The sequence below is a fragment of the Nonomuraea sp. NPDC047529 genome, from assembly GCF_040642995.1.
Classification (GTDB): Bacteria; Actinomycetota; Actinomycetes; order Streptosporangiales; family Streptosporangiaceae; genus Nonomuraea.
The window spans coordinates 227,279-247,304 of the sequence record NZ_JBEYTJ010000003.1 but is presented as its reverse complement, the minus strand read 5'-3'; the positions used below and the strand labels follow the sequence as shown (position 1 = coordinate 247,304).

The following is a 20,026-nucleotide window of genomic DNA, read 5'->3' as shown; positions in this document are numbered from 1 at the left end:
ATTCATTCGGCGCTCACTGCGCCTCAGCCGGCCAACCGGCGGCGGACTTCTTCAATTCGTCCCACGATCGTGGTGTCGATCATCTCGTCGCCGATGCGAACCGAGAACCCACCGAGCACTCGCTTGTCCACCTCGACGTTCAGGTGCACGTCACGACCGTAGGAGGTGCGCAGCCAGTCGGCCAGTCGCTGCTTCTGCGCGTCGGACAGCTCGACCGCGCTGCGCACGACCGCCACCAGGCGCTGGCGCTGCTGGGCCACGAGCTGGCCGAGCTCCTCCAAGCCCATTTCCAGGCTACGCCCTCGCGGGTGCACCGCCAGCTGCGTGATCAGGCGCAGGCTGGTGGGGGCGACCTTGCCGCCGAGCAGGTCGCTCAGCAACTGCCGCTTGCCCTCGCCGGGCGCGGCCGCGTCCGCGAGCGCGCGGCGGAGGTCGGGGTTGGCGGCGACGATGCGGCCGAAGCGGAAGAGCTCGTCCTCGACGTCGTCGAGCCGGGACTGGCTCTCCGCCTCAGCGGCAGCGGCGACGACGCCGAGCCGTTCGAGCGAGTCGGCCAGGTCTCCGGCGCGCGACCACCGGGCCGAGACCGCGGCCTCGGTCGTGGCGATGGCCGCCTCGGAGACCTTGCCGCCGAGCAGGGCGCGGATGGTGCCCGCCTTCTGCTCGCCGGGCCTGGCCGGGTCGGACAGCGCGCGGCGCAGGCCGTGCTCGCGGTCGAGCAGATCCGCGACGGCGAACAACTCGTCGGAGAGCGCGCCGAGGTCGGCGCTGCCCGCGACCGCGTTGAAGCGCTCCTCGACCTCTGCCAGCGAGGTCCTGCTCAGACCTCGCATTAGCGCACCGCCTGCGCGTTGCTGCTCTCGAGCTCGTCGAGGAACCTGTCCACGATGCGGCTCTGGCGGGCCTCGTCCTCGAGGGACTCGCCGACGATGCGGCCCGCGAGGTCCGTGGACAGACGGCCGATCTCCGTGCGGAGCTGCGCGAACGCGGCGGCACGGTCGGCCTCGATCTGGGCGTGCGCGGCCTCGACGAGACGACGGGCCTCGGCCTGCGCCTCCTCGCGGAGCTCCGCCTTGATCTGCGCGGCCTGCTCGCGAGCCTCTTCACGGAGCCTGCCGGCTTCGCGGCGGGCCTCCTCAAGCTGCTGCGCGTACTGCCGCTGGAGGTTCTGCGCCTCGGCCTGGGCCTCCTCAGCCCTCTTGATGCCACCCTCGATCGCGTCGGTCCGCTCGGCCAGAGTCTTCTGGATGCGCGGAACGAGAATCTTGCCGACGACGAGGAGGACGACGAGGAACGAGAAGATACCGACGACGAGCTCGAACGTGTGCGGAAGGAGCGGGTTCGCCCCTTCTTCCTGCGCGAGGAGCGTAGCTGCCTTAATCATGGGTGCAGCCTTTCGTCAGAATTCTTCTGGTCCTAGATGCCCTGGAAGATGAAGGGCGCGACCAGACCGATCAGGGCGAGGGCCTCGGTGAGGACGAAGCCGAGGAGCATGTTCTGGCGAATCAGGCCGTAAGCCTCGGGCTGACGCGCGATGGCCTGCACGCCCTGACCGAAGATGATGCCGACGCCGATGCCGGGGCCGATGGCGGCGAGACCGTAACCGATGGCGGTGACGTTGCCGGAGACCTCAGCGAGAACGCTCATTGCTATTTCCTTTACTGGACGGCCGGTGAAGGGAGTCCCACCGGTCATGGATATTCCGGTATGTGGTTCTCAGTGATCTGGGTGCAGCGCGCCGCCGATGTACATCGACGCCAGCATCGCGAACAGGAAAGCCTGCAGGAACTGGATGAACAGCTCGAACCCGGTCAGGATGATCGTCATGATCACACCCACCACGCCGACGGGAGCACCCAAGGGGGTCAGCTTCTCGAACAGGAACCAGAAGCCGACCATGCTGAAGAACGCGAGCAGCATGTGACCGGCGAACATGTTCGCGAACAGTCGGACCGCGTGCGTGAACGGTGCGATGATCATGTTCGAGAGGAACTCGATCGGCGCCAGGAGGAAGTAGATCGGCTTGGGCAGACCGGGCGGGAACATCATGTTCTTGAAGTAACCGATGCCGCCCTGATGCTTGACGCCCAGGTAGACCTTGATCACGTAGATCGAGATCGCGAGCACGGCCGGGAACGCGATGTGCGAGGCGACCGGGAACTGCGCGAGCGGGATCACACCCAGGACGTTCCAGAACAGGACCAGGAAGAAGAGCGTGATCAGCAGGCCCATCCACCGATCGGCGTCCTTGCCGAGGAACGGCCGGGCGATCTGGTCGCGGACGAACATGTAGCCGTACTCGACGACGTTCTGGGTGCCCCTCGGCACGAGCTTCGGCTTGGCGAAGGCCACCCAGCACACCGCGATCACCACGAGCGCGCTGAGCATCGCCAGCAGCACCGGCTTGGTGAACCAGCTCACCCCAGGGATGATCGGCGTGAACGAATTGAACAGCTCATCGGGCGATGGCGCCCGGAAGTTGTCTTCGGGGGCGAGGACCGTCAGCGCAATCACGCGGCGTTCCCTTCAACGTCGTAGTGGATCACAAGGGTTTCCTCAGCGAGGCGATCGCTGCGTCGGGTTAGCGACCGAACTTCCGGTAGACCGCGTAGCCGCCGAGCACGACCCCAAGGACCACGCCTATGGGGAAGAACGCGGACATGTCGAGCCACCGGTCCAGCAACCACCCGAGACCGCCATAGATCGCCATCCCGGCGAGCAGATAGCTGGGGACTGACCACATGGCATCGGAGAAGTCGCGACCGTCGTGTTCCGGTCGGCGTTCCTGTGCGCTCATCGCGGCCCCGACGATAGCAGGCGAGTGGAGGACTAGTCATATCGGACCCCATCCCTTTACCTGCCTCATGAGTCGCCCTTTCCGGGGACCGAGGCTTCGGGGTCGACGTAGAGCATCTTGGTCTTCATGAACGCGCGGACCTCGAACCCGGTCCAGACGAGCGTGCAGCCGACCACGGACCACGCGAAGGCCTGGGTGTTCCAGGCGGTGGTCTCACGGAAGGCGGTGAGCACCGCCATGATGGCGATGACCTTGACGAGGTAGCTGACCATGGCCGCGATCGCCATCATCTGCGGGGAGACGCGGGCGGCATAGGAGACCGCTACCACGCTGACGCTGAAGAAAACTCCGACGAGCAAGGTGCCGAGGGCCGCGCCGAGCGCTCCCTTGCCGCCCGCCACGAGGAAAGCGACGATGACCGCGACCACCCCGACCGCGAAGGTCGGAACAGCGGCGCTCTTGAGTACGCGCACGTCGTTGGCCTGCATCGGTGCTCCATCAGCATGTTGTCAAGCGAGCGTTTGCTACCTCCAGAACATGTGCGTCTGGAGGTCCCTGCTCGTGAAAGATATCACAAGCTCACGGAAGACCGCTTTTACCTGCCGTTTCTAGTTCCCGATCAAGGACGACTCGGAAATGCAGGAATGACCGGTTTGCCCTCGGCGCTCGCGCGTTCCTGCGAGGACGGGCCGCTCTGCGGCGGCATCTGCCGCCTGACCTCGGTGTCCGGCGGGATCGGCGGCATCGGGCCGGTGGGCGGGCCGTCGTCGTCGGGCTGCTTGTTGCGCGCCGCCGAGTGCGCGCCGCCCCTGCCCCGCCAGCGCGGCGCCGCCATCAGGACGAGCACCGCCAGCGCCAGCACGATGACCACGACGAACAGCAGCACCGGCACGCCCTCGCGCGACATCGCCACCAAGCCGAAGGCGAACAGGAACGCCCACGCGTACATGATCAGCACCGACCGGCGGTGCGAGTGGCCGATGTCCAGCAGCCGGTGGTGCAGGTGACCCCGGTCGGGGGCGAACGGCGACATGCCGTGGGACGTGCGCCGGACCACGGCGGTGATCAGGTCGATCAGCGGCAGGACCAGCACCGCCGCCGGCAGCATCAGCGGCAGCAGCACCGGGACCTTGTTCATGTCCTCGATGGCGGCCGGGTCGAGCGGCGTGACCGTGACGATCGACGAGGCGAGCACCAGCCCGATCAGCATCGCCCCGGTGTCGCCCATGAAGATCTTCGCGGGATGGAAGTTGTGCGGCAGGAAACCCAGGCACGTGCCGATGAGGACGGCCGCGATGGCCGCCGTCGTGGTGATGTTCCCCACGCTCATGCTCTGGGCCAGCAGGATCGAGTACGCCCACGTGGCCATGGCGGCGATGCACACGATGCCGGCCGCGAGCCCGTCGAGACCGTCGACGAAGTTCACGGCGTTGATGGTGACCACCACGATCATGATGGTGATGATCGTGCTCAGCGTGTAGTCGAGGCTGGTGGAGCCGCCCCAGTCCTTGGGCAGCGGAATGTAGAGCAGCCGCAGGTCGAAAAAGACCAGCACGCCCGCCGCCGCGATCTGCCCGCCGAGCTTGATGAAGGCGTCCATGCCCCACCAGTCGTCGAGGAAGCCGGTGAGCGTGATCAGGCCGCCCGCGACGATCAGCGCGGTGACCGCCTTGGGGTTGTACTCCGACAGCGCCTCGCCGGTGTGTTTCAGCTGGGTGGCGACCAGCAGGCCGACCACCAGGCCGCCGTACATGGCCAGGCCGCCGAGCCTCGGCGTCGGCGTGGTGTGCACGTCGCGCTCGCGAACCTCGGGCATGGCTCCGATGCGGATGGCGAAGCGGCGCACCAGCGGGACCAGCAGATACGTCACCGCTGCCGAGATGAGCGCCATGAACAGGTATTCGCGCACGGACCTAGTTTCCCGGATGCTCCGGCCAGCTGTGACCGGAAACCGACACAGACCAGCTTAATATTCGCTGAGATATGGCTGATGGATGGCGAGAAGCGCCGACACTCTTTCCCTGACCTCGGGCGCGACGGACGGATCGCGCACTGCGCACGAGACCAGACTTCCCACCTCTTTCATCTCACGCGGGCCCATGCCCTGCGTGGTCACGCACGGCGTGCCCACCCGGATCCCCGAGGTGACCGCCGCAGGCTCCGGATCGTACGGGATGACGTTGCGGTTGAGCGTGATCCCGGCGGCCGCGCAGCGCCGTTCGGCCTCGGCCCCGGACACGCCCAGCTCGCGCAGGTCGATCAGCGCCAGATGGGTGTCCGTGCCGCCCGTGACCGGACGCATGCCCTCCACGGCCAGCGCGTCGGCGAGCGTACGGGCATTGGCGACGACGCGGCCCGCGTACTCGGCGAACTCCGGCCGCAGCGCCTCCCCGAACGCCACCGCCTTGGCCGCCACGGCGTGCATCAGCGGCCCTCCCTGCACGAACGGGAACACCGCCCGGTCGATCTTCGCGGCCAGTTCCTCCGTGCACAGGATCGCGCCGCCGCGCGGCCCGCGCAGCACCTTGTGGGTGGTCAGCGTCACGACGTCCGCGTACGGCACCGCCGACGGGATCACCCCGCCCGCCATCAGCCCGATCGGGTGCGCCACGTCGGCGAGCAGCCACGCGCCCACCTCGTCGGCGATGCCGCGGAAGATCGAGAAGTCGATCAGCCTCGGGTACGCGGTCGCGCCGCACACGATCACCTTGGGCCGCCGCCGCAGCGCCAGGTCCCGCACCTCGTCGTAGTCGATGAGCTCGGTGTCGCGCCGCACGCCGTAGGAGGCGACGTCGAACCACCTTCCCGAGAAGTTCACCTTCGAGCCGTGCGTGAGGTGGCCGCCGTGCGGGAGCGCCATGGCGAGCATGGTGTCGCCCGGCTGGAGCAGCGCGGCGTAGGCGGCCAGGTTGGCGGTGGCCCCGGAATGCGGCTGGACGTTGGCGTGCTCGGCCCCGAACAGCCTGCGCGCCCGCTCGACGGCCAGGCGTTCGGCCCGGTCGACCACCTCGCAGCCGCCGTAGTAGCGCCTGCCGGGGTAGCCCTCGGCGTACTTGTTGGTGAGGGTGGAACCCAGGGCGGCCATGACGGCCGGGGAGGTGAAGTTCTCGCCGGCGATCAGCTGGATGCCGGCGCGGACCCGTGCGAGCTCGTCGAGCAGCACCTGCGCCAGCTCGGGATCCTGCCGCCGCAACTGCCCGAAGTCGGGACCGTAGTAGGGCTCACCACCCATCCCTTCACTGTACGACCGCATGCCCGATTTGCCCAGGTAGAAGGCCCGTGGCGGTCGTTGTCTCGTCCGGGGTGGTTGCGCGTGGCGGTGGTCGTTCGCCGGGCCGCTCCCCGTGAGGACCCTTGGCTTTGAGGACCCTCACCCGTGAGGGCCGTTGCCCATGGGAGCCGTCATCTGGGAGGGCCGTCGTTCGCGGAGACGGGCGCCTGCGGGGGGCGCCTGCGGGTCAGGGGAAGGCGTGCGGTGCGCCGGTCTGGCTGGGGATCCATCTCGGGGTGTCGTCGGCCTCATCGCTGATCGCGGTGAGCACGGAGTGGCGGTAGATGGCCAGCTTGGACCGCCATTCCCGGATGTCCTGCACATAGCGCTCCCCGACCGGGGCGTCCCAGGTCTGCGGGCTCTTGGCCAGTGTGTACGCCTTGTCGAGGGCCGTGCTGAGCTTCTCCAACATGGGCATGACGGTGTTCCAGGCGGTGATGAGACGTTCGTAGTCCGGGTTGAACTCGTAGGCCAGCGGCTGGTTGTCCAGCGGGCCCGCCGCGGTGACGGGGGGCATCTCGTCCCTGCTCCTGGGCCTGGGGGCGGGCGGGTCGACGTACATCACGCACTCCTTCCCGGCGTCCCGGAGTCGATCTCACCTGTCGGACCGTCCGGCCTGATGTCCTCGGGCATCCATTCGCCCTTGCCGTACTCGCCGGGCGGAACCTCCACGGATGGCATGTCGAGCGGCTGAATGTCGCGGGCGTCCTGCATCAGCGTCCTGAGCACGTCCTCCCCGGCGTCGGGCAACTCCACCGCCACGACCCCGTCACCCACACTCACCCACTTCCCGCCATGGCCGCCGACATCCAACCCCTGCACCCCACCGCCGACGCCATGACCGGTTGCACCGTGACCGCTGGCACCGTGATGAGCATTCACGCCGTAAGCACCCGCACCACCGTCCGCCGCCGTAGCCGTCGCACCACCTGCGCTCGCGCCCCCTGCTCCCCCAGCCGGTACGTCGCCTCCAGGAGGTACGGCCGCCCCTCCCCCCGGCGCCGTAGGCGGAATCCGCACCCCGGTAGAAGCATCACCACGCCCACCCCCACCTCCATCGGCAGTACCACCACCGCCCCGACCAGCCTCGACGCCGCCATCAGCACGACGCCCGTCCGCTGCACCACCATCAGAGCGACCGGCATCGGTTGCCTCACCGCCAGTCCCGCCATCGGCGCGTCCGCCATCCGCGCCACCGGAGCCCCCACCGACGTCACGACCAACGTTCGTAGCACCGCCATCAGCCCGAGCCCCGTCAGCACCGCGGCCATAGCCGCCGCCATCAGTGCCGCCGACGTCACGACCGCCATTCGTGGCGCCCCCATCAGCCCGAACCCCGTCAGCTCCCCCGCCGCCGTAGCCACCACCATCACGGCCACCCACGTCACGACCACCATTCGCGGCACCGCCATCAGCCCGAGCCCCGTCGGAACGCGCGCCATCAGCGTTGCCGCCACCGGCGTCACGGCTGCCGTTCGCGTCCTTGCCGTCCGCGCAGGCGTCGCCCTCGGAGCGACCGGTGTCGGTAGTACCGCCGTCCGAGCGGCCGGTGTCCGCGGTGCCGCCGTCGGAGCGGCCGGTGTCGCTGTTCGCGACGCCGGTGGACCCGTCGGTTCGGCCCGTGCCGTGGTCCGTGTGGCCATTTGTGCCGTCGGCTTGACCGGTGTCGCCGATGGGCTGGGTGCCAGTGCCGGTGGTGGCGTCGGGGCGGGTTTGGGTGGAGGAAGCGCCGTCGGGGTGGGTGCCGTGGGCGTTGCCCGCGTCTCCGGGAGTGCCGTGGTGACCGCTCTCGCCTGCTGCGGTGCCGGCGTGCGAGCCCGTGTCCCCTGCGGTGCCGGCGTGCGAGCCCGTGTCCCCTGCGGTGCCGACGTGGGAGCCCGCGGCCTCTGATGTGCCGACGTGGGTGTCCGGGAGTCCTGGTGTGTCGTAGGGGTGGCGGCCGGTGGTGCCTGGGGTGGTGGTCGAGGGGTCGGTGCCGCCCTCTCCTGTCGGCACCGACAGTCCTTCGCCCCCGCCCGCCGTCGCCCCGGCGCCATCGGCGTGCACCGTCGGCATGTCGGCGGGCTGCACGTTGTCGACGTTCTTGAGCAGGGACTCCAGTTGTTCGGCCGTGGGCGGGTCGATGGGGACCTGGAGGACCTTCACGCCGTCGACCACCACGACCTGGGGCTTGTGCGCGTCGGCCGGTCGGTCGTTGGCGGGGACGTCGGTCGTGCCGGTGTCGGCTTCCGCTCCCCGGTCGCGCCTGCTGTCCTGGTCGGCGGCCTTCGGATCGTCGACGGACGAGGTGTCGCCGGTCCGGGTGTCGGTTCCGCGAGGGTCGTTCGTGCGGGTCCCGGTGTCCTTGTCGGTGTCGTCGCACGACTTGCCGTCAGCGTCGGCCTTGGCGTCGTCGCCGGTCTTGGTGCCATCGCCGGTCTTCGGGCTGTCGCCCGCTTTGTGCCCGTCGCCCGTCTTGGTGTCGTGGTCCTTCGGCGTGGGTGGTTCCGTGGGCTTCGGGTCGTGGTCCTTCGGGGCGGGTGGGTCGGCGGGCTTGGTGTCGGGGGCCTTCGAAGGTGGCTCGGTGGGCTTCGGGTCGTGGTCCTTCGAGGCGTCGGGGTGTTTGGGGGTGGCAGGGGTCGAGTCGTCGGCGCGGGGGTTGTCGTACTTGTCGTTGCGGGTGCCCGGCAGTTCCTTGGGCTCGTCGTCCTTGCCGCCGCCGCCCGTCTTCGACGTGTCGCCCAGCTTCCCGTCGGCGCGCTTCTCCAGGACGGCCAGCCGCGCGTTGACGTCCTTGACCATGTGATCGGCGGAGTCGGCCACCTGGACCGGACGATGGGTGCTCCGCGTGGACAGCCTGGCACGGCTCATCACCGCTCTGACCTGGTCCTCGGCCGTACGCAGCACCGAGGACGCGTGCTTGACCTCGGTCAGCAGGTCACGGACCAGCTGCGGATCCATGCCGTCGAACTTGCCCATGGGCCACTCCCGGACGTGTCGCCGTTCCGGGACTCACCGTAATCGTGTCCGAGGCACCGCCGCAGCCGGGATAAAAAGACGGTATACGTCAGTCGTCGGTGGCGACGTAACCGATGATGCCGCGCAGCTTCTCCACCGGGATCGCGCCGCGGCGCAGCAGGCGGGGCACCGCCGTGGTGAGGTCGAGGATGGTGGAGGGCGTGTTGTCGGTGGTCTTGCCGCCGTCGAGGTAGACCGCGACCGAGTCGCCGAGCTGCTCCTGGGCCTCCTCCGCCGTCGTCGCCGCGGGGGCGCCGGAGCGGTTGGCGCTGGAGACGGCCATCGGGCCGGTCTCCTTGAGCAGGTCGAGCGCGACCGGGTGGAGCGGCATGCGGACCGCGACCGTGCCCTTGGTGTCCCCCAGGTCCCAGGAAAGGGCCCTGTTGGCCCTGCAGACCAGCGTGAGCGGCCCGGGCCAGAAGGCGTCGATGAGATCCTGCCCATAGGGCCCGAGGTCGTCCACGAGCGCTGTGGCGGCTCTGACGGTGCCCACGAGGACGGGCGGAGGCATGTCGCGGCCGCGCCCCTTGGCGTCGAGCAGCGCGGTGACGGCCGGCGGCATGAACGCGTCGGCGCCGATGCCGTAGACGGTGTCGGTCGGCAGCACGACCAGCTCGCCGCGGCGCACGGCGGTGGCGGCCTCGATCAGGCCCTCGGCGCGCTGGTCGAGGTCGGAGCAGTCAAAGCGTCTTCCCACGGCGTGCATCCTAGTCCTGGCCGAGTCTGGCCGTGACGAAGCGGTCCCTTCGGGTGAGGTCCTGGCGCAGGCGGACGTCGCGCCAACCGTTGTCCTCGGGGAAGGTCAGGTAGACGGCCCTGCCCTGCTCGTCGGCGTGTTCGACGGCCACCCAGCCGCCGGGGCGGAGCAGGCGGCGGGCGGTGCGTTCGACCGCGCGCACCTCGCCCAGCCCGTCGTCGCCGGAGCCGTACAGGGCCCTGGAGGGGTCGTAGTCGCGGACCTCGGGGTCGCGCGGGATGGCGCCGGGCGGGATGTACGGCGGGTTGGAGATCACCAGGTCGACCTTGCCGTTGAGCTCGGGAAGGGCTCCGGCGAGGTCTTCCGGGTGCAGGTGCGTACGCCCCTGGCCCAGCTCGGAGATGTTGCGCTTGGCCCAGGTGTAGGCCGCCGGGTCGACCTCGACGGCGTGCACCTCGGCGAGCGCGACCTCCTGGGCGATCGACAGCGCGATGGCCCCCGAGCCGGTGCCGAGGTCGACGACGAGCGGGGCCGTCACGTCCATGGCGCGCAGAGTCTCGATCGCCCACCCGGCCATGACCTCGGTCTCCGGCCGCGGCACGAACACGCCGGGGCCGACCGCCAGTTCCAGGTAGCGGAAGTAGGCGTGGCCGGTGATGTGCTGCAGCGGCTCACGCGCCTCGCGCCGGGCGATGCCCTCCCAGAACAGCGCGTCGAAGTCGGAGTCCTTGACCGTGTGGAGCTCGCTCCTGCGCACGCCGTGGACGAACGCCGCGATCTCCTCCGCGTCGGTGCGCGGCGAAGGCACACCTGCCTCGGCCAGCCGGGCGGTGGCTAGAGCGATCTCGTCCAGCAGAAATGTCATGAGTGTTGTGCGAGCTTCTCCGCCATCTCGGCGTCGATGAGTGCCTGGGTGACGGCGGTGAGCTCGCCGTCGAGAACCTGGTCGAGGTTATACGCCTTGAAGCCTACGCGGTGGTCGGAAATCCGGTTCTCGGGAAAGTTGTACGTGCGGATGCGCTCGGAACGGTCGACCGTGCGAACCTGTGACTTGCGCTCGGCCTGCGCCGCGGCGTCGGCCTGCTCCTGGGCCACGGCCAGCAGGCGGGCACGCAGGATGCGCATCGCCGACTCCTTGTTCTGGAGCTGGCTCTTCTCGTTCTGGCAGGAGACGACCACGCCCGTGGGCAGGTGGGTGATGCGGACGGCCGAGTCGGTCGTGTTGACGCTCTGGCCGCCGGGACCGCTGGAGCGGTAGACGTCGATGCGCAGGTCGTTGGGGTCGATCTGGACCTCGACCTCCTCCGCCTCCGGGTAGACCAGCACGCCCGCGGCGCTCGTGTGGATGCGGCCCTGGGACTCGGTGACGGGCACCCGCTGCACGCGGTGGACGCCGCCCTCGAACTTGAGCCTGGACCACACGCCCTCGTCGCCCTTGGCCTTGATGCCGACCGTGACGTCCTTGTAGCCGCCGAGGTCGGAGGGCTGGGTGTCGATGATCTCGGTCTTCCAGCCCAGGCGCTCGGCGTACCGGAGGTACATGCGCAGCAGGTCGCCGGCGAACAGCGCGGACTCCTCGCCGCCCTCGCCCGCCTTGATCTCCATGATGATGTCTTTGTCATCGTTGGGGTCGCGCGGGATGAGCAGGTGCCTGAGCTTCTCCTCAAGCTGCGGGATGCGCTCTTCGAGCTCGGCCGCCTCGGCGGCGAACGCCTCGTCCTCGCCGGCCAGTTCCTTGGCCGCGGTCAGGTCGTCGCGGGCGGAGTCGAGCTCGCGGTAGGTGCTGACGATCGGGGTGAGCTGGCTGTAGCGCCGGCCGAAGGTGCGGGCCTTGTTCTGGTCGGCGTGCACGGCGGGGTCGGCAAGCTGCAGCTCCAGCTCGGAATACTCCTTGAGCAACTCGTCGAGGTTCACCGTGGGTCCTTCAGTGGTTTGAATGCCGTTTCACCAAGAACGCCGACCCGGCGCACGTGGTGCGGGCCGGGTCGGCGTCGGTGAAGCTACTTGCCCGTGGCCTTCTTGCCGAAGCGCTTCTCGAAGCGAGCCACCCGGCCGCCGGTGTCGAGGATCTTCTGCTTGCCCGTGTAGAACGGGTGGCAGGCGGAGCACACGTCGGCGTGGATGACGCCGTTCTTCGCGGTGCTGCGGGTCGTGAACGTGTTACCGCAGGAGCAGGAGACCTGCGTCACGTGGTAATCGGGGTGGATGTCGGGCTTCATGGCTGTCCTTTCGGGCTGCGGCCGCCGGGTCGCCTTCACGCATGGCGTGAACCGGAACCGCAAAATGGTCAGCTACCAGTGTGCCAGATCGTGCAACCTCCCCAGGCCATGAGGCATTCCCACGATCTTCATGACGCGGCCGCACGCGTCACACTAGGCTCCCACGCACAAACTATCACTTTCCCCTCAAATGGGACTTAGCCAAAGGATCACCCAACTGATGAAGAGAAGGGTGCGGCTGCTCCTCGCGGCCGCCACGGGGGCCGCCGTTCTCCTCGGAGGCGCCGGTCTCTCGGCCACCGGCGCGTCGGCCTCGGCGTACGCGCTGGCGGACGACTTCACGGGAGACGCGTCGGCGAACGCGTACATCCCCCTGGAGAAGGACGTCGACGCGACCGTCACGCTCAAGCTCAAGAACCCGGACACCGTCACCGGCGTGACCGGGACCATCGAGCCGCCCGGCAAGACGGCCAAGACGGTGACGTTCGACTTCACGCCGAGCACGCCGAGCACGTCCACCCCCACCGCCACGCCGACCACCACGCCGTCCCCGGTCGCGGACAAGACGATCACCGGCAAGTGGACGATCGGCAAGGACGACCCGGCGGGCGACTGGAAGCTCACCGTCAACGTCGCCCGGTCGGGCGGGAGCAGCCCGAGCACCTTCACCGTCAAGGTCTCCGGCAAGCAGGGCATCTCCGGCGCGAACGTCACGCCCGACCCGGTCCAGCTCGTCAAGGGCAGGGACACCAAGGTCACGGTCGAGGCGTCGGTGAAGGACGCGGGCACGGTCTCGGCCAAGCTCGTCAGCGACACCACCAGCGAGTACTACGACCTCGGTGAGCTGGCCAAGGAGTCGGACACCTACTACCGGGGCGTCACGTACTTCACCGACGACACCACCGAGGGCTCCTGGACCCTTGAGGTGTACGCCACCCGCGGCGGCCAGACGCTCAAGGGCGAGGCGTCGTTCTCGGTCGTCGCCCCGACCGGCGGCGCGTCGAAGAAGGTCAAGACCCGGGTGACGATCTCGGCCCCGAACAAGGTCACCAAGGGCCGCGCGTTCAAGGTGTACGGCAAGGTCTACCGCGGCACCAAGGCGTACAAGGGCAAGATCGTCGAGGTGTACTTCAAGACCAAGGGCACCAAGACGTACAAGTTCATGGGTTACGCCAAGGCCACCTCGACCGGCAAGTACAGCAAGACGTTCAAGGGCAAGAAGGACGGCTACTTCCAGGTCAAGGTGCCCGGCACGAGCAAGACGCGCACCTCCCTGTCGCCGCAGGAGTTCGTGGACGTCAGGTAGCGGGTACGGCCCGCATCCCCAACCCCGGGTGCAGGCCGTATCAGCGACCCAGGTACGTCAGGACGGCGAGTACCCGCCGATGGTCCTCGGGCGCCGGCCCGAGGGCCAGCTTGGTGAAGATGCCGGACACGTGTTTCTCCACCGCGCCTTCGGTGACGACCAGCCTGGAGGCGATGGCGGTGTTCGAACGGCCCTCGGCCATCAGGGCCAGGACCTCGCGCTCCCGGGGGGAGAGCAGGTCGAGCGGCGCGCCCCTGCGCCTGCGGCTGAGCAGTTGCACGACGACCTCCGGGTCGACGACCGTGCCGCCCGCCGCCACCTGGCGCACCGCCTCCATGAACTCGGCCACGTCGGCCACCCGCTCCTTCAGCAGGTAGCCGACGGCGCGGCCGATCAGCTCGCCCGCGTAACGCTCCTCGACGTACTGGGACAGCACCAGGATCGGGAAGTCGGGCCGGGCCGCGCGGACCCTCAGCGCCGCCTTCAGCCCCTCGTCGGTGTGGGTGGGCGGCATGCGCACGTCGACGATCGCCAGGTCGGGCTCGTGTTCGAGGACCGCGGCCACCAGCGCCGGCCCGTCGGACACGGCGGCCACGGTCTCGAAGCCGCCGTCGGCGAGCAGCCGCGCCAGCCCCTCGCGTAACAGTACGGAATCCTCGGCGATGACCACGCGCATGAGCACATGACTACCATTCGCAGGGCAGCTCCGCGCGCACGATCGTCGGCCCGCCGACAGGGCTGTGCAGCACGAGCACGCCGTCGATGGTGGCCGCCCGGTCGGCCAGCCCCGACAGGCCGCCGCCCGGCGTGACGAGGGCGCCGCCGATGCCGTTGTCCCACACGTCCACGACCACGCCGCGGTCGTCCCTGAACACCGTCACCGACGCCTCCGTCGCGCCCGAGTGCTTGGCCAGGTTGGTCAGGGCCTCGGCGACGATGAAGTACGCGATGCTCTCCACCGCCGGGGGCGGCCGTTCGGACAGCTCGACGGAGACGTCCACGTGCACCGGGGCCCGCGCGGCCAGCCCCGACAGCGCCGCATCGAGCCCGCGGTCGGTGAGGATGGCCGGATGGATGCCGCGGGCGAGGTTGCGCAGCTCGGCGATGGCCGCCTTCGTGCCCGCGTGGGCCTGCACGATCAGCGTCCTGGCCGCCTCCGGCTCGGTGTCGAACTTGGCCTGCGCCCGTCCGAGGTCCACCGCCACCGACAGCAGCCGCTGCTGCGCGCCGTCGTGCAGGTCGCGCTCGATCCTGCGGCGTTCGGCCTCGGCCGCGTCGATGCCCCTGGCCCTGCTGGCCCGCAGCCGCTCCTCCTCGCTGCCGCCGAGCAGCACCGTGGCGAGCGTGCCGTGCAGCCAGGCCATCCCCCGTACGAGATAGGCCGTCACGACGAGCAGCAGCACCCCGAACGCGCCCGCCGCCAGCGCGCCCGTCCAGTCGTCGATGACCAGGCCGCTGCGCACGTCGCCCAGGACGTACAGGACGCGTGCGAAGGGCGCGAGCAGCAGCATCCCCGTGGCCGTCCACAACGCGACCGACAACGCGGACTCGACCAGGCCCAGCGGCACCAGCATGAGGAGGTAGCCGAGGTCCTGCCAGGTGGCCTTGTCACCCAGCAGCCAGGTGAGGTGCGCCAGCAGCCCGCCCTCGGGCCTGCTCCGGTACGGGTCCGCGATCCGCACCCCGAACGCCGCCCCCATCAGCCGCCGCTCCAGCATCGCCCCGCCGCGCCACATCAGCACGGCCGCCATCGTCAGCGGCAACCCCACCCAGACGATCACCAGCGGCACCGCGACCGTCGTCGCCAGGGCTACGACGACGAACCAGGCCACCCCGAACCCCGCGCTGACCAGCAGGTACGGAGCCGCGCGCCAGGTCATGGGGTCCACCAGCACCCCTAACGGCCCCATCGGCCCGAACCGCACCCTGTCCTTCAGCCTCACCGATCGCATGCCTCCAGCCTGCCCGGCGGCACGGGCGGGGTGAATGGAGCAGGCGTCCGGTCCACGGGTGGGGTTAACCCCACCCCTTCGGCCCCGCGCGAACGCGAAAGGGGCGGCGGGGAGAACTCCCCACCGCCCCTCAAGGCGCGCGGCCGCTAGTCGCGGTCGTTGCTCACCGTGGTCTTCTGGACCTGCATGAGGAACTCGGCGTTGGACTTGGTCTCCTTCATCTTCTCCAGGAGAAGCTCCAGAGCCTGCTGCATGTCCAGAGCGTGCAGCACCCGCCGCAGCTTCCAGACGATCTGCAGCTCGTCCTTGCCCATGAGGATCTCTTCCTTACGCGTGCCGGACGCGTCGACGTCGACCGCGGGGAAGATGCGCTTGTCGGCCAGGGAGCGGTTGAGCTTGAGCTCCATGTTGCCGGTGCCCTTGAACTCCTCGAAGATGACCTCGTCCATCTTGGAGCCGGTCTCGACCAGGGCCGTGGCGAGGATCGTCAGCGAGCCGCCGTTCTCGATGTTGCGGGCGGCGCCGAAGAAGCGCTTGGGCGGGTAGAGCGCCGTGGAGTCGACACCACCCGACAGGATACGACCGGAGGCCGGGGCCGCCAGGTTGTAGGCACGGCCGAGTCGCGTGATCGAGTCGAGCAGGACGACCACGTCGTGACCCAGCTCCACCAGGCGCTTGGCGCGCTCGATGGCCAGCTCCGCGACCGTGGTGTGGTCCTCGGCCGGACGGTCGAAGGTCGAGTGGATGACCTCGCCCTTGACCGACCGCTGCATGTCGGTGACCTCTTCGGGACGCTCGTCCACGAGCACGACCATCAGGTGGCACTCGGGGTTGTTGCGGGTGATCGCGTTGGCGATCGCCTGCAGCACCATCGTCTTGCCGGCCTTCGGCGGCGAGACGATCAGACCGCGCTGGCCCTTGCCGATCGGCGAGACGAGGTCGATGATCCGCGTGGTGAGGATGTTGTGCTCGGTCTCCAGGCGCAGGCGCTCCTGCGGGTAGAGCGGCGTCAGCTTGTTGAAGTCGGGCCGGTTGCGGGCCTGCTCCGGGTCCATGCCGTTGACGGTGTCGAGGCGGACCAGGGCGTTGAACTTCTCGCGGCGCTCGCCGTCGCGCGGCTGGCGCACCGCGCCGGTGATGACGTCGCCCTTGCGCAGGCCGTTGCGGCGGATCTGGGCCAGCGAGACGTAGACGTCGTTGCTGCCCGGCAGGTAGCCGCTGGTCCTGACGAACGCGTAGTTGTCGAGGATGTCGAGGATGCCGGCGATCGGGATGAGCACGTCGTCGTCGCCGATGACGGGCTCGGTGCTGTCGAAGCGGTCACGACCGCGGCCGCGGTTGCGCTCACGGAAACGGCCCCTGCGGCCACGGCCGCTGCCGTCGTCGTCGACGCCGCCACGCTGGTCACCACGCTGGTCACCGCGCTGGTCACCGCGCTGGTCACCGCGCTGGTCACCGCGCTGGTCACCGCGCTGGTCGCCACGCTGGTCACCGCGCTGGTCGCCGCGCTGGTCGCCGCGGCCGCTCTCGGCGCGGCCGCCCTCACCGCGGTCGGCACGGTCACCGCGGTCACTGCGCTCACTGCGCTCGCCACGGTCACCGCGGTCACTGCGCTCGCCGCGGTCACTGCGCTCGCGGCGCTCGCCGCGGCTGCGCCGCTCGCGACGGCTCTCACGCTCGCCCCGCGTGTCGGCCTGACCGGCGTCCACGACCTGGGCCTGCTGCTCGACGGCCGGCTCGGCCGGCGCGGCCACGGGCTCGGGGGCCGCGGCCACCGGCTCGGCGGCCTGCGGAGCGGCCTCCTCGGCGGGCTTGGTGCGGGAACGTTCCCTGCGCGTACGGGTGGGCCGCTCGGCCACGGGAGGCGCCGCCTCCGTCATGACGGGCGCAGCCTCGACCGCGGGTGCCGCCGGAGCGCCGTCTCCGGAGGCGCCACCCTGCTTCTCCTGGATGGCCGCGATGAGCTGGCTCTTCCGCATGCGCCCGGTGCCGCTGATGCCCAGCTCAGCGGCCATCTTCTGCAGCTCGGGCAGCACCTTGGCGGACAGGCCGGTGCCGGAGCGACGCGCACGAGGCTTGGCCGCGGCGCGGGTGGGGGTGTCGCCGGACGCGGGCTGAACGCCTGGTGCGTCGGAGAGGAGTTCGGTGGTGTCGCTCAACTAAAAGGTCCTTCCCAGGGGTCGGGCGCCGGTTTTGTTCTGCCGGGCGTCCCGGAGGTGCTTGCGACCCGGCGGGACAGACCGGGTCGGGGTGCACGTTGCGATCTTCGGCTGTCGCGGACGGCCGCCACTCTTGGGGAGGGGTTCGTCCAGGCCGCCACAGGACCGTGGCGCGTGGCTGACACCCCCCAGATTGCTGTCGCCAACCAGATGTCGATGTGCGTCGAACGCGCAGGTCCCCGTCGTCGCCGCCTCACGTTGAGCCAACCGGGTGTGGGCCAACCGGAGGCAACGGATTCCGGGGAGACAGCCGCGCTGCTCACGCCTCGCGACGTGAAACATGATGCAGCGATGTATGGCTGACAAGCACGCACCCACCAAGGGGGCATCTGGTGCGGCTATCAGCCTAACATCACCAGCGCACACGGCTATTCCCTGAAGGTCTAAAGAGGCATCAGCGTGTCTCGGGGAACTGAACGTTCGCACCAACCGGGTCGACGTCCATTTGCTGGATGTGCCAGTCATTACCCACTTCTGGCGCGATCAAATCCTGCGTATCCGGTGACGAAAACGCAAGAACCGTGGGACCCGCCCCCGAAACGACCGCGGGCACGCCGACTGCACGCAGACGTTCTACCAGACGTGCGCTCTCCGGCATGGCAGGCGCGCGGTAGGGCTGGTGGAGACGGTCTTCGGTGGCGGCGAGCAACAGCTCTGGTTCCGGTCGCGAGGTCAGCGCGGCGATCAGCAACGCGGCCCTGCCGGCGTTGAAGGAGGCGTCCTTGTGGGGCACGTCCTTCGGCAAGAGCCCCCGAGCGGTCTCCGTGGCCAGCCGCGTCGTCGGGACGACGGCGACCGGACGGACCCTCTCGTCGGGGGCCAGCTTCACCATACGCGGCGCTCCGGCGTGGTCGGTCCAGGCCACCGTCAGGCCCCCGGCCAGGCACGGAGCGACGTTGTCGGGGTGGCCCTCCATCTCGGTGGCCAGCGCGAAGACGTCGTCGTCGGACAGGACGGCGTCGCTCAGCGCGCGGGCGGCCAGGATGCCGGCGCAGACGGCCGCGGAGGACGAGCCGAGGCCGCGGGCGTGCGGGATGCGGTTGACGCAGCGCAGGCTGATGCCCTCGGGCTGCGGCGCTCGCATGCGGGTGTACGCCTCGCGCATGGCCCTGAGGACGAGGTGTCCCTCGCCGAGGTCCACCTCGCCCGCGCCTTCGCCCTCCACGCTCACGCGCACGCCCGGCTCGGCGGTGAGCGTGGCCTCCACGTCGTCGTAGAGGGTGAGCGCGAGGCCCAGCGCGTCGAAGCCGGGCCCCAGGTTGGCCGACGTGGCCGGCACGCGGATCCGCACCGTCGTCATTGGTTCACGATTCCCTCGTCGTTCGCTCACTGCCCGTGCGGGCCTCAGGCGAGGTTGAGCGCCGCGGCGGCGGCGTGCACGTCGATCGGGATGACCACCGGGGCGGGCGCGCCCGCGATGGCCCAGTCGGGGTCCTTCAGGCCGTTGCCGGTGACGGTGCACACGATGCGCCGCCCGGGCTCCACGAGCCCCTGGGAGTGGGCCTGGAGCAGCCCCGCGACGCTCGCCGCCGAGGCCAGCTCCACGAACACGCCCTCTTCCTGGGCCAGCAGCTTGTACGCCGCCGCGATCTGCCGGTCGGTCACCGCCTGGATGACGCCGCCGGACTCGTCGCGCGCCGCCGTGGCCAGGCCCCAGGACGCCGGGTTGCCGATGCGGATGGCGGTGGCGATCGTGTGGGGATGGGTCACCGGAGCGCCCTCGACGATCGGCGCGGAGCCGCTGGCCTGGAAGCCGAACATGCGCGGACGCTTCGTCGAGACCCCGTCGGCGGCGTACTCCTGGTAGCCCATCCAGTAGGCCGAGATGTTGCCCGCGTTGCCCACCGGGATGCAGTGGATGTCGGGCGCGTCACCGAGCGTGTCGACGATCTCGAACGCGGCCGTCTTCTGGCCCTGCAGCCGGAACGGGTTGACCGAGTTGACCAGCGCGATCGGGTAGCTGGAGGACAGCTTGCGGGTCATCTCCAGGCAGTCGTCGAACGACCCCTCGACCTGCAGCAGCGTGGCCCCGTGGACGAGCGCCTGCGCCAGCTTGCCCATCGCGATCTTGCCCTTGGGCACCAGCACGGCGCAGGTCAGCCCCGCGCGTACGGCGTAGGCCGCCGCGCTGGCCGAGGTGTTGCCGGTGGAGGCGCAGATGACCGCCTTGGCGCCCTCTTCGACCGCCTTGCTGATGGCCATGGTCATGCCACGGTCCTTGAAGCTGCCGGTCGGGTTGGCCCCCTCGACCTTCAGATAGACCTCGCAGCCCGTCAGCGCCGACACGCGGTGCGCCGGGACGAGCGGGGTGCCGCCTTCCAGGAGCGTGATGACGGGCGTCTTCGTGGTGACCGGAAGACGCTCTCGGTACTCCTCGATGAGGCCACGCCATGACCTGCCCATGATGACTCCCTACCTGCGGTGTTGGCCACCGAGTGTACGGGGTGCGCGGCGGTGACGCGGAGCCGAGTCCACTGTGTGGACAGGTCGTTGGACAGCGGCACTATTCAGGAAATTCTCAGCATCTCCCGATAAGGTCTCGGCAGGGGGTCACCATGAACGCGCGTC

General features: G+C 69.6%; 20 protein-coding genes. 1 reads left to right on the top strand and 19 read right to left on the bottom strand.

The window, feature by feature from the left end; all coding sequences use genetic code 11:
• Positions 1 to 23: 23 nt before the first annotated feature.
• The 14 genes from ABZ815_RS07625 to rpmE all read right to left on the bottom strand — a co-directional run bounded on the left by ABZ815_RS07625 (position 24) and on the right by rpmE (position 11,981).
• On the bottom strand, positions 24 to 833 hold the full coding sequence (locus ABZ815_RS07625; protein WP_357695101.1) for a F0F1 ATP synthase subunit delta: 810 nt from the start codon (positions 831 to 833) through the stop codon (positions 24 to 26).
• Positions 833 to 1,384, bottom strand: a complete 552-nt coding sequence (locus tag ABZ815_RS07620) for a F0F1 ATP synthase subunit B (RefSeq protein ID WP_357695099.1) — start codon at positions 1,382 to 1,384, stop codon at positions 833 to 835. The genes ABZ815_RS07625 and ABZ815_RS07620 overlap by 1 nt, the downstream gene beginning before the upstream one ends.
• Positions 1,385 to 1,416: 32 nt before the next feature.
• Positions 1,417 to 1,647 (bottom strand): ATP synthase F0 subunit C, encoded by a 231-nt coding sequence (gene atpE / locus ABZ815_RS07615; protein ID WP_138666586.1) that lies wholly within the window; start codon positions 1,645 to 1,647, stop codon positions 1,417 to 1,419.
• 69 nt (positions 1,648 to 1,716) lie between these two features.
• Entirely contained in the window at positions 1,717 to 2,514 is a 798-nt protein-coding gene (gene atpB, locus ABZ815_RS07610; RefSeq protein ID WP_357695097.1) for a F0F1 ATP synthase subunit A, read from the bottom strand.
• Between the two features lie 67 nt (positions 2,515 to 2,581).
• Positions 2,582 to 2,797: an AtpZ/AtpI family protein gene (locus ABZ815_RS07605; RefSeq protein ID WP_357695095.1), complete on the bottom strand. Its 216-nt coding sequence runs from the start codon at positions 2,795 to 2,797 to the stop codon at positions 2,582 to 2,584.
• A 65-nt stretch (positions 2,798 to 2,862) separates the two neighbouring features.
• Positions 2,863 to 3,285, bottom strand: coding sequence for a hypothetical protein (locus tag ABZ815_RS07600; protein ID WP_357695093.1), 423 nt, complete (start codon positions 3,283 to 3,285; stop codon positions 2,863 to 2,865).
• Positions 3,286 to 3,416: 131 nt separating this feature from the next.
• Complete coding sequence (locus ABZ815_RS07595; RefSeq protein ID WP_357695091.1) at positions 3,417 to 4,706, bottom strand: MraY family glycosyltransferase; 1,290 nt, start codon at positions 4,704 to 4,706, stop codon at positions 3,417 to 3,419.
• A 57-nt stretch (positions 4,707 to 4,763) separates the two neighbouring features.
• Positions 4,764 to 6,029, bottom strand: coding sequence for a serine hydroxymethyltransferase (gene glyA, locus ABZ815_RS07590; RefSeq protein WP_357695089.1), 1,266 nt, complete (start codon positions 6,027 to 6,029; stop codon positions 4,764 to 4,766).
• Between the two features lie 226 nt (positions 6,030 to 6,255).
• Positions 6,256 to 6,630 (bottom strand): hypothetical protein, encoded by a 375-nt coding sequence (locus tag ABZ815_RS07585; protein ID WP_357695087.1) that lies wholly within the window; start codon positions 6,628 to 6,630, stop codon positions 6,256 to 6,258.
• Positions 6,630 to 9,026, bottom strand: a complete 2,397-nt coding sequence (locus ABZ815_RS07580; RefSeq protein WP_357695085.1) for a hypothetical protein — start codon at positions 9,024 to 9,026, stop codon at positions 6,630 to 6,632. Before ABZ815_RS07580 ends, ABZ815_RS07585 begins: the two co-directional genes overlap by 1 nt.
• 88 nt (positions 9,027 to 9,114) lie before the next feature.
• Positions 9,115 to 9,771 (bottom strand): L-threonylcarbamoyladenylate synthase, encoded by a 657-nt coding sequence (locus ABZ815_RS07575; RefSeq protein ID WP_357695083.1) that lies wholly within the window; start codon positions 9,769 to 9,771, stop codon positions 9,115 to 9,117.
• 1 nt (position 9,772) lies between these two features.
• Entirely contained in the window at positions 9,773 to 10,627 is an 855-nt protein-coding gene (gene prmC, locus ABZ815_RS07570; protein WP_357695081.1) for a peptide chain release factor N(5)-glutamine methyltransferase, read from the bottom strand.
• Complete coding sequence (gene prfA, locus ABZ815_RS07565; protein ID WP_357695079.1) at positions 10,624 to 11,676, bottom strand: peptide chain release factor 1; 1,053 nt, start codon at positions 11,674 to 11,676, stop codon at positions 10,624 to 10,626. Before prfA ends, prmC begins: the two co-directional genes overlap by 4 nt.
• 86 nt (positions 11,677 to 11,762) lie before the next feature.
• On the bottom strand, positions 11,763 to 11,981 hold the full coding sequence (gene rpmE / locus ABZ815_RS07560; RefSeq protein WP_352320396.1) for a 50S ribosomal protein L31: 219 nt from the start codon (positions 11,979 to 11,981) through the stop codon (positions 11,763 to 11,765).
• 220 nt (positions 11,982 to 12,201) lie between these two features.
• Between rpmE and ABZ815_RS07555 the strand changes: the two genes are divergently transcribed.
• The gene (locus tag ABZ815_RS07555) at positions 12,202 to 13,287 is read left to right on the top strand and encodes a hypothetical protein (protein WP_357695077.1); all 1,086 of its coding nucleotides are present in this window, start codon (positions 12,202 to 12,204) and stop codon (positions 13,285 to 13,287) included.
• Between the two features lie 40 nt (positions 13,288 to 13,327).
• Here ABZ815_RS07555 and ABZ815_RS07550 read toward each other — a convergent pair whose 3' ends face one another.
• The 5 genes from ABZ815_RS07550 to thrC form a co-directional block, all read right to left on the bottom strand.
• Positions 13,328 to 13,963: a response regulator transcription factor gene (locus tag ABZ815_RS07550; protein ID WP_357695075.1), complete on the bottom strand. Its 636-nt coding sequence runs from the start codon at positions 13,961 to 13,963 to the stop codon at positions 13,328 to 13,330.
• A 10-nt stretch (positions 13,964 to 13,973) separates the two neighbouring features.
• Positions 13,974 to 15,239: a sensor domain-containing protein gene (locus ABZ815_RS07545; RefSeq protein WP_357695073.1), complete on the bottom strand. Its 1,266-nt coding sequence runs from the start codon at positions 15,237 to 15,239 to the stop codon at positions 13,974 to 13,976.
• 146 nt (positions 15,240 to 15,385) lie between these two features.
• Positions 15,386 to 17,398, bottom strand: coding sequence for a transcription termination factor Rho (gene rho, locus ABZ815_RS07540; protein ID WP_357695071.1), 2,013 nt, complete (start codon positions 17,396 to 17,398; stop codon positions 15,386 to 15,388).
• 454 nt (positions 17,399 to 17,852) lie between these two features.
• Positions 17,853 to 18,758 (bottom strand): homoserine kinase, encoded by a 906-nt coding sequence (gene thrB / locus ABZ815_RS07535; protein WP_357695069.1) that lies wholly within the window; start codon positions 18,756 to 18,758, stop codon positions 17,853 to 17,855.
• A gap of 44 nt (positions 18,759 to 18,802) precedes the next feature.
• Positions 18,803 to 19,861, bottom strand: a complete 1,059-nt coding sequence (gene thrC, locus ABZ815_RS07530; RefSeq protein WP_357695067.1) for a threonine synthase — start codon at positions 19,859 to 19,861, stop codon at positions 18,803 to 18,805.
• Positions 19,862 to 20,026 lie beyond the last annotated feature (165 nt).